12 protein-coding genes and 1 pseudogene are annotated in these 16132 nt (G+C 62.9%); 3 read left to right on the top strand and 10 right to left on the bottom strand.

What is annotated here, in order from left to right:
* The first annotated feature begins 151 nt into the window (after nt 1–151).
* The 3 genes from N008_RS03135 (at nt 152) to N008_RS03130 (ending at nt 4669) form a co-directional block, all read left to right on the top strand.
* Nucleotides 152–2740, top strand: a complete 2589-nt coding sequence (locus N008_RS03135; protein ID WP_044013674.1) for a PIG-L family deacetylase — start codon at nt 152–154, stop codon at nt 2738–2740.
* 106 nt (nt 2741–2846) lie between these two features.
* A complete protein-coding gene (locus N008_RS23990; protein ID WP_261989931.1) occupies nt 2847–2978 on the top strand; it encodes a hypothetical protein in 132 nt (43 codons plus the stop codon).
* Nucleotides 2975–4669, top strand: a complete 1695-nt coding sequence (locus N008_RS03130; RefSeq protein WP_044013672.1) for a sodium:solute symporter — start codon at nt 2975–2977, stop codon at nt 4667–4669. Before N008_RS23990 ends, N008_RS03130 begins: the two co-directional genes overlap by 4 nt.
* A gap of 231 nt (nt 4670–4900) precedes the next feature.
* Here N008_RS03130 and N008_RS03125 read toward each other — a convergent pair whose 3' ends face one another.
* From N008_RS03125 to N008_RS03080, 10 genes and pseudogenes are all read right to left on the bottom strand, one after another.
* On the bottom strand, nt 4901–5782 hold the full coding sequence (locus N008_RS03125) for a DUF2911 domain-containing protein (RefSeq protein ID WP_044013671.1): 882 nt from the start codon (nt 5780–5782) through the stop codon (nt 4901–4903).
* 135 nt (nt 5783–5917) lie between these two features.
* On the bottom strand, nt 5918–6454 hold the full coding sequence (locus N008_RS03120; protein WP_156108984.1) for a hypothetical protein: 537 nt from the start codon (nt 6452–6454) through the stop codon (nt 5918–5920).
* Nucleotides 6455–6457: 3 nt separating this feature from the next.
* Entirely contained in the window at nt 6458–7009 is a 552-nt protein-coding gene (locus N008_RS03115) for a hypothetical protein (RefSeq protein WP_044013667.1), read from the bottom strand.
* A gap of 19 nt (nt 7010–7028) precedes the next feature.
* Nucleotides 7029–8024 carry a cation diffusion facilitator family transporter gene (locus tag N008_RS03110; RefSeq protein ID WP_044013665.1) on the bottom strand — a complete coding sequence of 332 codons (996 nt, stop codon included), beginning with the start codon at nt 8022–8024 and terminating at the stop codon, nt 7029–7031.
* Nucleotides 8025–8284: 260 nt separating this feature from the next.
* A pseudogene (locus N008_RS24230) lies at nt 8285–9589 on the bottom strand (T9SS type A sorting domain-containing protein); the annotation flags it as partial.
* A 21-nt stretch (nt 9590–9610) separates the two neighbouring features.
* Nucleotides 9611–10648, bottom strand: coding sequence for an RCC1 domain-containing protein (locus N008_RS03100; protein ID WP_052381137.1), 1038 nt, complete (start codon nt 10646–10648; stop codon nt 9611–9613).
* A gap of 245 nt (nt 10649–10893) precedes the next feature.
* Nucleotides 10894–12720, bottom strand: a complete 1827-nt coding sequence (locus N008_RS03095) for an ABC transporter ATP-binding protein (protein WP_044013663.1) — start codon at nt 12718–12720, stop codon at nt 10894–10896.
* A 105-nt stretch (nt 12721–12825) separates the two neighbouring features.
* Nucleotides 12826–13311, bottom strand: a complete 486-nt coding sequence (locus N008_RS21255) for an energy transducer TonB (RefSeq protein ID WP_052381136.1) — start codon at nt 13309–13311, stop codon at nt 12826–12828.
* 158 nt (nt 13312–13469) lie between these two features.
* Nucleotides 13470–14954, bottom strand: a complete 1485-nt coding sequence (locus tag N008_RS03085) for a sodium:solute symporter (RefSeq protein WP_044013661.1) — start codon at nt 14952–14954, stop codon at nt 13470–13472.
* 124 nt (nt 14955–15078) lie between these two features.
* The gene (locus N008_RS03080; protein ID WP_044013658.1) at nt 15079–16095 is read right to left on the bottom strand and encodes an MBL fold metallo-hydrolase; all 1017 of its coding nucleotides are present in this window, start codon (nt 16093–16095) and stop codon (nt 15079–15081) included.
* Between the last annotated feature and the right edge of the window lie 37 nt (nt 16096–16132).

Genomic DNA, 16132 nt, shown 5'->3' with positions numbered 1-16132 from the left:
GACCACTACCGTTGAACGACAACCAGCCGCGCCGTTCAACGATAGTGGTGCCACGAGGCCCTGCGGGCAACTCGTAGCACCACTCGTTCCGCTTCCCCGGACAGGGTCGGCCGGGGCGGCTTATCTTCACGCCCTCAAGCTGCCCTACTATATGCGTACTCGCCTGTTCCGCGCCGTCCTGTCGGCATTCCTACTTACTAATTCCTCATTACTAATCGGCACAGCCGCCGCCCAGGCCCCCAAAAACTGGTCGTCCAGTGAAATTCTGCTGGGGCTGAAGAAGCTGAACGTGCTGGGCTCGGCCCTGTACGTGGCCGCCCACCCCGACGACGAAAACACCCGCCTGATTGCCTACCTCGCCAACGGCCGCCTCGTGGAAACCGGCTACCTGAGCTGCACCCGCGGCGACGGCGGCCAGAACCTCATCGGCCCGGAGCTGCGCGAGGGGCTGGGCGTCATCCGGACGCAGGAGCTGCTGGCGGCCCGCCGCATCGATGGGGGCCGGCAGTTCTTCACCCGCGCCAACGACTTCGGCTTCTCGAAAACGCCCGAGGAAACCTTCACCATTTGGGACAAGGAGCAGGTGCTGGCCGATATGGTATGGGTCATCCGGCAGCGCCGCCCCGACGTGATGATTACCCGCTTCCCGCCCGACGCCCGGGCCGGCCACGGCCACCACACGGCCTCGGCCATGTTGGCCATCGAGGCCTTCTCGGCCGCCGCCGACCCCAAGCGCTTCCCCGAGCAGCTGCAATACGTGCAGCCCTGGCAGGCCAAGCGCCTGCTCTGGAACACCGGCAGCTTTTTCGTGAAGGCCGGTGAGGACATGAGCCAGTACCTGAAGCTGGATGCCGGCGGCTACAACCCGCTGCTAGGGCAGAGCTACGGCGAAATTGCCGCCCGCAGCCGCTCCCAGCACCGCAGCCAGGGCTTCGGCAGCAGCGCCCAGCGCGGTGAGGCTCTGGAATACTTCCAGCCCCTGAAAGGCGACAAGGCCACCACCGACCTGTTCGAGGGCGTGGACTTGACCTGGAACCGGGTGCCCGGCGGCGCGGCCATCGGGAAGATGATTGATGAGGTGATTCGCAAGTACGACCCGGCCAATCCGTCGGCGAGTGTGGCGGGGTTGCTGAAGGTGCGGGTGGCGCTAGAGAAGCTACCGAAAGAAGCAGGATTCTGGGATGACGAAAAACGCGAAGAAATTGATGAGCTGATATATGGCTGTCTGGGGCTAAATCTGACTGCCATTTCGCAGGAAACCACCGCCACGCCCGATGGAAAACTGGATATAGCTATTGAAGCTTTAAACCGTTCGGCAGTACCTGTGAAGGTAAAATGGCTGGAAGTTCCGGCTATTGATTTCGGCTTCCCAACGGTGGGAAATATGGCTAAGCAGGAGGTGAACGAGCAGTTGAGCAGCGGCAAGCCCTTTCTGAAAAAAGCATTTATCACCATTCCAACCAAGCAGTCAGTATCACAGCCGTACTGGCTACGCGAAGCCGGGACAACAGGTATGTACAAGGTGCCAGAAGTTGTGGAAGAATTTTCCTGGCCGGAGCATCCGCATAGGGGGCAGCGGATAGAAAAACGGGAAGTGCTCGGCCGCCCCGAAAACCTGCCTGTAAATGAGGTCCTGTTTGCCGTAGAAGTAGATAGAGTGCCGCTGTACTACACCAAGCCTCTTCAATACAAAAGCACCGACCCGGTGGAAGGGGAGAAGTACCGCCCGCTGACGGTGGTGCCGCCGGTGATGGTAAACGTGGGCGGCCACGCCTACGTGTTTGCCGATAACCAGCCCAAAACCGTTCCCGTGATGCTGCGCGCCGGCAAGGCGGGCGTAAAAGGTGCCCTGGCTTTGAACCTGCCCAAAGGCTGGACGTCCGAGCCCGCCAGCATTCCGTTCGAGCTGGCCGCCAAAGACGCCGAGCAGACCGTGCAGTTCCGGGTGCAGCCCGGCGCGGGCGCCGCGGAAGGAAAATCGGAGCTGCGGGCCGTGGCTACCGTGGACGGCCAGGCGTACTCGCGCGGCTACCAGACCATTGCCTACACCCACATTCCCACCCAAACCCTGTTCCCTGAAGCCGTGGCCCCGCTGGTAAAGCTGGACCTCAAGCGCAAAGGCCAGGAAATCGGCTACCTGATGGGGGCCGGCGACGAGGTGCCCGACGCGTTGCGCCAGATCGGCTACACCGTAACCCTGCTCAAGCCCGAAGACCTCACCGAGCAGAACCTGCGCCGCTTCGACGCCGTGGTGCTGGGCGTGCGCGCCTACAACACCCTCGACCGCCTCAAAACCCTGCAGCCCACGCTGCTGCGCTACGTGGAGCAGGGCGGCAACCTAGTGGTGCAGTATGCGGTGAGCCGCGGCACCGTGCTGCCGCAAATCGGCCCCTACCCGCTCACGCTCTCCAACGACCGGGTGACGGTGGAAAACGCCCCCGTTACCTTCCTCAACCCCACGCAGCCCCTGCTCAATACGCCCAACAAAATCACGAGCAAGGATTTCGAGGGCTGGGTGCAGGAGCAGGGCCTCTACTACCCCAGCCAGTGGGACCCCAAGTACCAGACCGTGCTGAGCAGCAACGACCCCGGCGAGAAAGCCAAGGAAAGCGCCATCCTCGTCGCCGATTACGGCAAAGGCCACTACATCTACACCGGCCTCTCGCTCTTCCGCGAGCTGCCCGCCGGCGTGCCGGGCGCCTACCGTCTCTTGACCAATATGGTGTCGTTGGGCAAGTAGCTTTGATATCTGCCGCCGTAGGTCAGACAACCGAAATAGCCGCCTGACCAAAGCAAGGCGCATTTTGTAGTGGGTGTTGCTATGGTTTACTTTACCTTCGTTTCCTATGTCTGCTACTCCTGAATCTGAAAAGCCGCCGCTGCTGCCTTCGTGGCGGGCCTGGTACTGGCTGGTGCTGGGCGCGCTGGTGGCGGAAGTGGCCTTTTTCACCTACCTCACCCGCGCTTTCGCTGCATGAGTACCTTCGACTGGCTGGTGCTCAGCAGCACGCTGTTGTTTATTGTCGGCTACGGGGCGTGGCGCACGCGCGGCGCCGGCGCCTCCCTGGATTCCTACCTGCTCGGCGACCGGGACGCCTCCTGGTGGGGCGTGGGCCTGAGCATCATTGCCACCCAGGCCTCGGCCATCACCTTCCTCAGCACGCCCGGCCAGGCCTACGACGACGGCATGCGCTTCATTCAGTTCTACTTTGGCCTGCCTCTGGCCATGGTGCTGATTGCGCTGTTTGCGGTGCCCATCTACCACCGCCTCAAAGTATTTACCGCCTACGAATACTTGGAAGGCCGCTTTGACCGGCGCACGCGCACGTTGGCGGCGCTGCTGTTTCTGGTGCAACGCGGCCTCAGCAACGGCCTCTCGCTGTACGCGCCGGCGCTGGTGCTGTCGGCCATTCTGGGCTGGAACATCATGCTCACGGTGTGGCTGTTGGGCGGCATCATGATTGCCTATACCGTGGCCGGCGGCACCCGCGCCGTGATGGTGACGCAGCAGGGCCAGGTAGCCGTGATTTTCACGGGCATGGTGGTGGCCGGCTACCTGCTGGTGCACTACCTGCCGCCCGAAGTCGGCTTCAAGGAAGCGCTGCAGGTGGCCGGCCACCAGGGCAAGCTCAACCTCGTCGATTTCACCTTCGACCCCACGGACCGCTACAACTTCTGGTCGGGCATGACGGGCGGTTTGTTTCTGGCCCTCTCGTACTTCGGCACCGACCAGAGCCAGGTGCAGCGCTACCTGGCCGGCCGTAGCGTGACCGAAAGCCGCCTGGGGCTGCTCATGAACGGCCTCGTGAAGGTGCCCATGCAGTTTGCCATTCTGCTGGTGGGCGTGCTGCTGTTTGTGTTCTACCAGTTCAGCCCGCCGCCGCTCACCTTCAACCGCCCCGTGCGCGACCAGGTGGCGCGCTCCGCCACCTACGGCCCGCAGCTGCGCGAGCTGGAGCAAACCCACGCCACGCTGTTTCTGGCGCGCCGCCAGGCCACTACCCAGTTGGTAGAGGCCCTGCACACCGAAGACCCCGCTCAGTTGGCCGCCGCCGAAACCCATCTGCAGGCCGCCACCGCCGCCACCCGCGGCCTGCGCGACCGCGCCCAGGCCCTCATCAAGAAAGCCGTGCCCTCAGCCGAGGCCAAAGACACCGACTACGTGTTTCTGACCTTCGTGCTCAACAATATGCCGCAGGGCCTGGTAGGGCTGCTGATTGCGGTGGTGCTGTCGGCAGCCATGGGCTCGGCGGCAGCCGGCCTCAACGCCCTGGCCTCCACCACCGTCATCGACCTGTACCGCCCCAGCCGCCCCCATGTAGATGAAGCCCACAACGTGCGGGCTTCGCGCTGGGCGGCCATTGGCTGGGGCGTGCTGGGCATCGGCTTCGCCACCTTCGCTGCCCGCCTCGAAAACCTGATTCAGGCCGTCAACATCCTTGGCTCGCTGTTTTACGGCACCATCCTCGGGATTTTCATGGTGGCCTTCTTCCTGAAGCGTGTGGGCGGCACGGCCGTGTTCTGGTCGGCCATCGTGGCCCAGACGGTGGTGCTGCTGCTGTTCTGGCGCACCGATATCGGCTACCTGTGGTTCAACATCATCGGCAGCCTGCTGGTGGTGGGGCTGAGTGTGCTGCTGTCGATGGCAGAGAAGAAAACTGTAGCATAAGCTTCAGCTTGTGCCGGGTCTTGCATAGGCCTTACGATTGCCTCACCCCCTAGCCCCCTCTCCCAAGGGAGAGGGGGAACTAGCTCTAAAACCATAGCACTAAAAAAGCCCGTCAGACAATCTGAAGGGCTTTTTTTGATTTACTGTGCTCCTGCTAGATTCAAAAACCAGCAGTTGGTTTCCCCTCTCCCCCAGGAGAGGGGGCCAGGGGGGGAGGCCAACGTAAGGCGCTTATTTGGCGCCGTTTTTCTTGGCCGTGGCGATGATGTCGTCGTTCATCTTCACGTAGTCCATGTTTTTGGCGGTCTGGGCCAGGGTGCGCGACTGCTCGGCGGCGGTGAGGGCGCCTTTGTAGTCCTTCATTTTCATGCGGATTTTAGCCTCGGTGTGGACGTTCCAGAACTTGGGCTCCTTCTCGTTGGCTTTCTGCATCCAGGCCAGGGCCTGCTTGAGGTCCTTGTCGTTGTCGTAGTAGTAGACGGCGGCGGCGGCCAGGTCGTTGGGGGTGGGCGAGGCGTTTTGGGTTACTTTCTCCGCAATCTGGGCCATTACTTTGGGCTCCACGTCGGCAGCTACTTTGAACTTGACGCCGGTCATTTCCCACTGCAGGTCCACGTTGGCGGTGGCGGGGGTGAGGTCGGTGAAGTTCATGGTGAAGGTTTCCACCTTGGCAGCCGTTTTGTAGGGCTTCACCATGAAAGTAGCCACGTCGTCCTCGGCCTTGAAGCCGTCGACGTTGGCGCCCTGCTTGGTGTTTTTGCTCAGCACCATCTTCCAGGAGGCTTTGCCGGGCACCGTGTACAGGCCATACTCGCCGGCCGGCACCTTCTTGCCTTCCACGGTCACGTCGTCGGAGAATTTGACGGTGGTCGTTTGGTTGGCGCCCGTGCGCCAGCGCTTGGCGTAGGGTACAATGGCTTTGGAGGTGGAGTCGCCGAACACCATGCGGCCCTTCACGCTGGGGCGCGAATAGGTGAGGGTGATGTCGGTGAGGCCCACGCGCTGCGTGATGGTGCTTTTGGGGCTGGCCGCGGGCGTGGCAATCTGCGCCTGGGTGGCCATCGGGGCCGCCAGCACTACCAGGCCGGCCGAAATCGAGAGAAGAGCTTTCATGAAAGGGGAAATGATGGAATGGGGTAACAGCCCAAAAGTAGCAAACCCCGCGTTGCAACGCAGGGTTTGTGAGGTTTCGATAGGTAGTCAGAAGGAAAAATGCTCCGGTGAGCGGATTCCGCCATGCTACTGAAACTACAGCTCCTGCACCGGAATCTGGTGCTGCAGCAGCAGCGCCAGTACCTGCTCGGGCGTGGCCGGGGCCTGCAGGCGGCGCAGATCCAGGTAGTAGCAGGCGGCTTCGGTGGGGTAGAGCAGCAGCCAGTCGGGGTGCACCCACACGGCGCGGCGCAGCACCTGCCAGCGCGCCTCAAAGTGGCCGTCGGCACTGCGGCCGCGCAGCCGCTCGGCATCCAGCTCGAAGCTGATGGGCGCGTGCAGGCCGGTATTGCGGGCGTAGCCGCGCCGCAGCTGGTAGCGCACCAGCTGCATCCGCACCAGCGCATACAGCACCGCCACGGCCAGAAACACAACGGTGCTTTGGTTGCTGATGTGGCCGGTGCGGCAGATATCCAGTGCCACGCTGCCGGCCAGCAGCAGCACTGCCAGCCCCAGCAGCCAATGGTTGAAGCGGGTGCGGGGCCGCTGCCGCCACAGCCGGAAGTTCACGGTCACAAATTCATCGGCCGTCATCTGGACGCCGGGCAGCAAAAGCGGGTAGGTAGTAGGCACAAGCTAGCGGGTAAGAAGCTGCTGCTGCTCCAGCAGCTGTAAAACGTCGGCCGCCGAGGCCGGCGGGTTCACGTTGCGCAGGTCAAGGTAGTAGCAATACTCGGGGTTGGGATACAGCAGCAGCCACGGGCGGAGGTGCCGGACCCGGTACAGCTCGGGCCATAGAAAAGTGGTAAACCTGCCTTGGTGCTCCACCACTACGCCCGATTCTATTATTTCGAAGCGCGTATTCAGCCCCGCCGTCGGGCTTTGCCGGAACGCCCGGCGGTATTCGCGCCCGCGGTACCACAGGCCGGCCGCCGTGAAGAGGGAGCCGATGAGCAGCAGGCGAATGTATCCCCGCACGCCGGGCGGCCCCCATGCGCTGCCGGCTGCCAGCAGCAGTAGCCATGTGGCATCCCACCAGCCGCTGTGCCAGCCATGCGGAGTCGGCAACGGCGCTATCTGCCGGTGCCGCGTGTCGGGCGGATACCGCTGCCGCTGCTGCTCCTGGTGGATGGCCGCAAACTCCCGGGCGCTGAGTTGGGTGGCCGAAACGGTGATGGAAGGCGGCATAAGGCGCGGGCTGCTGCGGCTACACCGGCTCGGTTAGCTGGTGACGCTCGTTTTTCACCACGTTGGCCAGCGTCCAGGGGATTTCCTGGCTGAACGGGTGCTGCCGAACCGGGCAGTCGGCCATCTGGCAGTGCGAGCAGGCCGAGAACGTGCAGGGGTCGGCGTGCACGAACATTTCTACGTCCACCTCAAACCGGTCGCGCACCAGCTCCTCGATGCAGTGCACCTCGGTGTGGGTTTCTTCCAGGCTGAAGTAGTAGGGCATGGTCACGTGGCAGTCGATGTGCAGGTTGGAGCCGTAGCGCTGCACGCGCAGGTTGTGCACGTCAATCCAGGCGGGGCGGCGCTGCTGCTGCAACTCCGTAATCACCTGCAGCACGGTAGCCTCGTCCGACTCGTCCATGAGCCCGCCCACCGAGCGGCGCACCATGCGGTAGCCATTCACCACAATAAACAGCCCTAGGATAACCGAAGCCGCGGCATCAAACACCACCCGGCCCGTGAGAATCACCAGCACCAGCGCCAGGCACGACACCAGCGTGCTCACGGCATCCAGGTACAGGTGCTGCCCGTCGCCGACCAGCGCCAGCGAGTGATGCTTGCGGCCCGCCCGCACCAGCACGAAGCCCACCAGCAGGTTGACGAGGGCTGTGGCCGCCAGTAGCGCCATGCCCCAGCCCGGCTGCTCCAGCGCGTGGGGCGCCAGCAGCGCCTTCACGGCCGAGTAGAAGATGTAGCCGCCCGCCATCAGAATCAGGCCGCCCTCAAACCCTACCGACAGGTGCTCAATCTTGCCGTGGCCGTAGGGGTGGTTTTCGTCTTTGGGCAAGCTGGCCAGGTACACGCTGTACAGGGCAAAGCCGCTGGCTACCACGTTGATGATAGACTCCAGCGCGTCGGTCAGGACGGCCTGCGAGTGGGTGAGGAAGTAGGCGTAGAACTTGACCAGAACCAACGCCACACTCACCACGAGCGAAAGCAAAGCCAGACGTTGTTTGAGGCGCTTGGTGGTCATAAGCTGCAGGAAATATTCAGACTAAGGTACGGCCAGGCCGCCGAGAATGTGCGGCCGCCAACGCTGCCAGTACGGCCCGCCGCCGGACATACGTATGCTCCTTTTGCACGGCGGCCGCCAACTAAAGAAGCCAGCCACCTGGGTGCTATACCGTTGCAGGGCAGCCAGCCGAAGTTATCGGCTAACCCCTGGGTCCGCAAAAAAGTGGCGCCTTCGTCAGAAATAATTGCCGTGGCGGCCAGCCAGCTCTGCCAGTGGCCTTACAGCAGCAGCAGGCGCACACTCTCTCTACCGGAAGACCACACCAGCTGCACCAGATACAGGCCGCGGACCAGGGTGGCGGTAGGCAGCGTGAGCTGCTGCCGGCCCCCCTGAACGGCCTGGCTATGCACCACCTGGCCCGATTGGTTGAGCAGGCGTAGCGTGGCCGGCTGGGGAGCGTTGGTGGCTATCTGCACCTGGGCGGTGGCCGGGTTGGGCCAAAGCGCCAGCGGCAGCTGGCTGACTACGGCCGGGTCTGGTGCCAGCTGAAAGTCGAGCAGTAGCGGCGAGGAAGAAAGCAACGCCTTCGGGTAGTCGTGGGTGGTGGTGAAGCTGATGTTGTTGCCCCAGGTCCAGAGTGTGCCATCGGCGCGCACAGCCGCCATGTGGTTGAACCCCGCACTCACGTTCAGCCAGCCGGCCGCGGGCCCGATGGGCTTGGGCGTGTTCTGGGCTAAGCCAGGACCACCCGGGCCGTTGTAGGCATTGCCGATACCCAGTTCTCCGTTGGCGTTGTTGCCCCAGGTCCAGAGCGTGCCATCGGCGCGAACCACTGCCGCGTTGCCCGCGCCGTTGGTCAGGCTGCTCCACTGGCCTCCTTCGCCAAACTGCACGGGCCGCTCACTGCCGGTGCTCGTCACGGCCAGGGCACCGCCCCAGCGCCAGAGCGTGCCATTTTGCTGCATAGCTGTGGTGCTGTTGCTGCCCGCCGCCACGGCCTGCCAGTTGGTGGCGGTGCCAATCCGGATGGGCTCCTGCCACAGCTCATTGGCCGGGTCGCCTACTTGGTTGGCGTAGTTAGTGCCCCAGGCCCACAGGGTACCATCGGTGCGGATGGCGGCGCCGTGCAGGGCGCCGGCACTAACCTGCTGCCAGGTGGTGGCCGTGCCGATGCGGGTGGGTACTATCTGAGTGGGGTTGCCGGACGGCAGGCCTAGCTGGTACTGGGTGTTTCCGCCCCAGCCCCAGAGTGTGCCATCTGTGCGCACGGCCAGCGTATGCCGCATGCCAACACTGGCATTTTTCCAGTTGGTGCCGGTCCCCACGCGGGTGGGCGCCAGCCGATTGGTCGTGGAGTTGTCGCCGAGCTGGCCGTAGCTGTTGTTGCCCCAGGCCCAGAGCGAGCCATCCTGCCGGATACCGACGCTGTGGGTTTCGCCGGCGCTGATGCTGAGCCAGTTATTGTCGGTGCCGACACGGACGGGCTGGACCCGGAAGGTGGTAGTACCGTCGCCAAGCTGGCCGTATTCATTGCTGCCCCAGGCCCAGAGCGAGCCGTCGGTGCCGATGGCCAGCGTGTAGCCCTTGCCTGCACTGCTGACTTTCTAGGAAGTGGGCGCGCCGGGCTGGGCCAGCAGGCGGGGCGTCATCTGGCAGGCGGGGCGCAGCTGCGAGCTGCCCACCTGCCCGTGGGCGTTGTTGCCCCAGGCCCACACGGTGCCATCCTGGCGCACGGCTACGGCGTGCTGGTCGCCGGCTGTCACTGTCTGCCAAGTGGTTTCGGCACTCACGCGCACCGGCTGCGGCTGCATGGTTTGAGTGCCGTTGCCGAGCTGCCCGCTGTCGTTGGTGCCCCAGCCCCAGAGCGTGCCATCCCGCTGCACACCCAGCACAAAGCTATAGCCGGGGCTGATGCTCTGCCAGGCCAGCGACGTGCCGATCTGCTGCGTCGTCAGGTCTTGGGCAGAGTAGTTGAGCTGCCACAACGAGCCATCGGTGCGCACAGCTAGGGCCGTGCTGAAGCTGGCCCCCAGCTGCTGCCAGTTGGTGGCCGTGCCGAAGCGGGTGGGGACCGTTATGTAAGTGGGAAAGGCAGTCGGGATGGTGCCCCAGCCCCAAAGCGTCCCGTCCTGGCGCAGGGCCTGTGTGAGGCTGCTGCCGGCAGCCACGCTCCGCCAGTTGGTGTCGGAGCCAATGCGGGTGGGCGCGGTGCGGGAGTAGTTGGTGCCGTCGCCGAACTGGTAGTATCTGTTGCCGCCCCAGGCCCAGAGCGAGCCATCCTGCCGGATGCCCATCGAATGGATAAAGCCTGCGCTGACCTGCTGCCAGTTGGCGTCGGTCCCCACGCGGGTAGGCACCAGCCGGTTGGTCGTGGAGTTGTCGCCGAGCTGGCCGCTGTTGTTGAGGCCCCAGGCCCAGAGCGAGCCGTCCTGCCGGATAGCCAGCGTGTGCAGCCGGCCGGTGGCCACGCTTTTCCAGTTGGTGGCCGTGCCGATGCGCGTGGGTGTGGTCCGGTCGATGGTGGTGCCGTCGCCAAGCTGGCCGTATTCATTGCTGCCCCAGGCCCACAGCGTGCCGTCGGGGCGCACGACGGCGGAATGGTTTTGGGCCGCCGCAAGAAACGGAAGCAGCCAGAATAGCACATAACAGCAGAGTAGAGGTAGCCGCATGCAGAATAGGTTGAAAAAGAAAGAATAAGGCCCGGATAGCATAAGCCCGGAAAAGGCACGAAGATAAAAGTGCCGCCCGGAAAGTTGGTGGTGAATCACCCGTCCACTGCAAAAAAGTCAGCCAGTCTGTTATCGACCCAAAAAAAGGGCGAAGCACCGCTTCGCCCTCTCTGATGAACTGCCCGCCCGGCAACTGGGCGCGCAGTGGAAATTCGTGCCTAGCTCATCTCAAACTGCAGCTTGAGCAGGTTGGCGTAGAGGCCGTTGTCGTTGTGGGCCAGCTCCTCGTGCGTGCCCTGCTCCACAATGCGGCCGCCGTCGATGACCAGAATCTTGTCGACTTTGCGGATGGTGCTCAGGCGGTGGGCAATGATGATGCTGGTGCGGTGCTGCATCAGCTCGTCCATGGCCTGCTGCACCAGCTTTTCGCTTTCCGAGTCGAGGGCCGAGGTGGCTTCGTCGAGCAGCAGGATGGCCGGGTTTTTCAGGATGGCGCGGGCAATGGCGATGCGCTGACGCTGCCCGCCCGAAAGCTTGATGCCCCGCTCGCCCACCAGCGTGTCGAGCCCCTCGGGGAAGGAGCTGATGAACTGCCAGGCGTTGGCTTTGCGGGCCGCCTGCATGATTTCCTCGTCGGTGGCGTTGGTTTTGCCGTAGGCAATGTTCTCGCGGATGGAGCCCCCAAACAGGATGGTTTCCTGCGGTACAATGCCGATGTGGCGGCGCAGCTCCGTGAGGTCATACGACTGGATGGGGCGGCCGTCGATGGTAATCTGGCCGCCACTGAGCTCGTAGAACTGCATCAGCAGCTGCACAATGGTGCTTTTGCCGGCGCCCGAGGGGCCCACCAGCGCAATCTTCTCGCCGGCCCGGATGGAGAACGTAATGTCCTGCAGCACCGTCAGGTCGGGGCGGGTGGGGTACTGGAAGGCCACGTGCTCGTAGGCAATGTTGCCCTGTAGCTGCACCGGCTGCGCGCCCGGCTGGTGGGTGGGCTCGGTGGGCTCGTCCAAGATTTCCAGAATCCGCTCTGAGGCGCCCAGCGTGCTTTGCACCTTGCCGTACAGCTCGCCCAGACCCGCCACCGAAGCCCCGATGAACATGGTATACAAGGCAAACTGCGTCAGGTCGCCGATGGTCATCTGGCCGGCCTGCACCAGCGTGGCGGCGCGCCATAGCACCAGCACGATGCCGCCGAACAGGCCAATGATGACGAACGACACGAAGCCGCCGCGGTAGAGGTTACTTTTCAGGGCGGCCCGCACGGTGTTGGAGAGCGAGGCGGTGTAGCGCTGGGTTTCAAACTGCTCGTTGGTGAAGGCCTTCACCGTGTTGATGCCCTGCAGGGTTTCCTCTACAATGACGTTAGTTTTGGCCAACTCGTCCTGGGTGGTTTTGGCCAGCCCCCGGATTTTCTTGCCGAAGACCATGGCCAGCACCACAATCGGTGGAAACGTCAGCAGCATAAACAACGACAGCTTCACCGATACCACCATGATAAACACGATGCCCGCCAGCAGGGTCGTCACCTGCCGGAACAACTCGGCCAGCGTCAGAGAAAAGGAATCCTGAATGATACCGACGTCGGAGGTAATGCGTGAGGTGATAGCGCCCACCCGGTTTTTCTCGAAGTACGGAATGGGCAGCGTCACGAACTTACGGTAGAGTGCCTGCCGGATGTCGCGGACGGTAAACTCGCTTACCTGCGTGAAAAACCAGATGCGCCCGAATGAAAACAGGCCCTGCAGTAAAATCAGCACGCCAAAGCCCAGCGCAATCTGGTTGATGGAAACGGACATGCCGTTGGGCAGTACCACCGGGTTGCCGCTGGCGGCATCGGCCAGCTTGCCAATCAGCCACGGAAAGGCCATGGTGCTGGCGCTGGACAGCGTCAGTAGGACCGTGCCCAAAACAAACTTGGTGCGGTAGGGCAGCGTGAAGCGGAAAATCCGCAACCCCTGCCGGAAGCTTTCCTTCGATAATTTCTTCTTGGGCACGTCCGGGTCAAGAGTCGCGCCGCTGGTATTCATTCCGCTTCGGGCCATTCTGTATATAGAAGTGAGACGGGAGACGTAAGAAGTGAGACTTGTCGGGCGTCAACAAGATGACAACCGCCAAGTCTCACTCCTGACTTCTTCTATTTCAACTCGTTAGTCAAATTTGGGTTTTCCTTGCTCTACCTTCAGAATCTGGGAGTTGCCGAACGGGACCGGCAGCCGCACCTGCACCGGTACCGGCTCGCCCTTGCGGGTGGCTGGCTTCCAGGCCGGCATGAGGGCCAGCACCCGCAGCGCCTCCGCGTCGCAGTCGGCGGCCAGGGATTTGGCTACTACCGGGTTGGTCAGGCGCCCATCGGCCCCGACGGTAGCCGTGACTTCCACGTTGCCGGTAATACCTTTGACGCGCGCCGCCTCCGGATACTGGATGTTCTGCTGAAAAAAAGCGCCCATGGCCTGCGCACCACCCGGATACTGGGGCGCCACGTCGGGGCGGTTGGCGGCCGGGCGGGCCTGGGCCTGCATGCGGCCGGCTTTCAGCTCAATAGGGGCCTTGGGCGCTTTGGGCGCGGCCGGCTGCTGGGCCTGCGCGGCGTGGGTGGCCGCTACCGTCAGCAGAAAGAGGAAGAGATGTTTCATAGGAGGAAGGGCACCGCGAAAATCCGTTTCGCGACGAGCGGAGCGAGTGTCCGATACTGCGCAGCCCGCGCAAATGGCAACTACTCGCTTTGCTCGTCGCGAAACAGAATTTCGCGGTACGTGGCGCAAAGGTACGGCTACTTCCCCGTAAACACTCCTTATAAAGCAGGGTTCAATTCGGCGGCGGCGCGGGGGCGCGAAATGGCCAGCAGCCCCAGGAACGTAAGCAGACCGTTCAGAATCAGAATCTCGAACCCAAACTCGTAGCCCCACCACGCCTTGGAGTTGGCGTTGATAAACCACGTGAGCAGCGGCGCGGCCACGCACACGGCCGGCACCAGCCGGTCGTGCAGGCCACGGCTCATAAACAGCCCGAACGAGTAGAGGCCCAGCAGCGGCCCGTAGGTGTAGCCGGCGGCCTTAAACACGGCCGTAATCACGCTCTGGTCGTTGATGGCGCGGAAAATCAGGATGATGACGATGAGCACCAGAGAGAAGCCGAAGTGGGTGAGCTGCCGCACGCGGGTCTGCTTTTTCTCTTCGTACTGCTTGATGTCGAGCATGTCCACGCAGAAGGAGGTGGTGAGGGCCGTCAGGGCCGAGTCGGCGGAGGCGTAGGTCACGGCAATAATGCCCAGGATGAACACAATGCCCGCAAACAGCGTGAAGTGGCCCGTGGCCAGCAGCGGAAACACGTTGTCGCCGATGATTTTGCCGGTGGCAGGGTTGGTAGGCAACGCAATGCCCTTGGCGGCCGCGTACTGGTACAGCAGCACGCCCAACGACAGGAAGAACACGTTCACCACCACAATGGCAATCGTGAACCAGAACATGTTTTTCTGGGCGTCCTGGAGGTTGCGGCAGCTCAGGTTTTTCTGCATCAGGTCCTGGTCGAGGCCGGTCATGACGATGGTGATGAAGGCGCCCGAGGCAAACTGCTTCCAGAAAAACTTGTCGTCTTTGGGGTCGGAGAAGTAGATCTGCGACATGCTGCTTTCCTTCACCGTTTTCACCAGCCCGGCAAAGCCCAGGTTCAGCTCGTCGGCCATCAGGTAGATGCTCACGGCCACGCACACCAGCATGGCCATGGTCTGGAAAGTATCGGTCCAGAGGATGGTTTTGAGGCCGCCGCGGAAGGTGTAGAGGTAAATCAGGAAGATGCTGACCGTGACCGTGACGGCAAACGGCACGCCCAGCCCGTCGAACACGGCCAGCTGCAGCACGCCCGCCACCAGAAACAGCCGGAACGCCGCCCCCACGGCCCGCGAAATCAGGAAGAAGAACGCGCCGGTTTTGTAGCTCCAGAACCCAAACCGCTGCTCCAGATAGGTGTAGATGCTCACCAGCCGCAGCCGGTAGTACATGGGCATGAGCACGGTGCCAATCACGAGGTAGCCCACAATGTAGCCCAGCACCACGGCCATGTAACTCCAGCTCTGCGTGGCCACCATGCCCGGAATGGAAATGAACGTGACGCCCGACAGCGAGGTGCCAATCATGGCAAACGCCACCATGTACCAGGGCGCGTTGCGGTTGGCAATAAAGAACGACTCACTCGTGGCCTTGCGCGACGTGAGAATCGAAATAATAATGAGAACGACAAAGTAGCCCGCAATCAGGCTCAGGATCAGAGTAGGAGACATAGGGCAAAGCTAACAAAGAACGTCATGCAGAGGCGCAGCCGAAGCATCTCGCCTATGAAGTAACTGATTTTACCACTTGGGCGAGAGGCTTCGGCTGCGCCTCGGCATGACATTCCTGATAAACTTACTCCCAGTCCTGCCAGCGCAGCACCTCGCCCACGGCCGGCACGTGCAGCTCACCGCGGAGCATGCCGCCCTGAGCCACCTGCTGCAGCTCGCGCAGCGGCTCGGAGGCCGGCTCGTCGCTGAGGTCGAAAGTGCCGTAGTGCATGGGCACCACGTGGCCGGCCCTCAGCAGGTTGGCCGCCTTGGCCGCTTCGTGCGGGTTCACGTGGCTCATCTGCATCATGTAGGCCGGCTTGTAGGCCCCGATGGGCATCAGCACGACATCCAGCGGTCCAAATTGCTTCTCGATGTCCTCGAAGTGGTCGGCCATGGACGTGTCGCCGGCGAAGTAGATGGTGCGGCCGTCGGGCAGGCGCAGCAGGAAGCTGCCCCACAGCACCTGGTTCAGGTCGGTGAGGCCGCGGCGGTGCCAGTGCGAGGCGGGCAGGTAGAACAGCTCGAACGGCGCTTCGGGGCCCAGCTCATACTGCTGCCACCAGCCGGCCTCCTGCACCGGCAGGCCCGGGGCCAGACGGCGCAGCAGCGGCGTCATGCTCAACGAAGTCAGCACCTGCGCCTGCGGATTCTGGCGGGCCAGCAGCTGCATGGATTTCTCGTCGAGATGGTCGCGGTGGCCGTGGCTGAGCAGCAGGTAGTCGAGGCCGGTCAGGTCTTCGGGGCGGCAGGGCAGAGCGTGGCGGCGGCGCAGCCCCAGCGACGAGAACAGCAGCGGATCGAAAAGCAGCGTGCGGCCGCTCACCCGCAGCACGAAGCTGGCGTGCCCCAGCCACACCAAGCCGTCGTCTTGGCCGCGCAGGAATTCGGTGCAGTTCACCACGTCCGGCGTCCAGAGGTCGTCTTTCTTCTCCTTTTTCTGCGGATTCTCGCTCAGCTGCCACTTCAGCACGGTACCGAACGTGGGCTCGTACAGCTCCTCGCCGTTGCAGTATTGCCGGCCAATCATCTTGTTGCCGGGGTAGTTGGGTTTGACGATGGGCAGCTGCGGGTTGCTGACGTAGCGCGGGGCGGAGGCCATAGAGCGAAGTGAAGCCGATAGGATGCCAAAGAAACAA

The organism is Hymenobacter sp. APR13, assembly GCF_000737515.1.
Classification (GTDB): Bacteria; Bacteroidota; Bacteroidia; order Cytophagales; family Hymenobacteraceae; genus Hymenobacter.
This window is presented reverse-complemented; position numbering and strand designations above follow the sequence as displayed.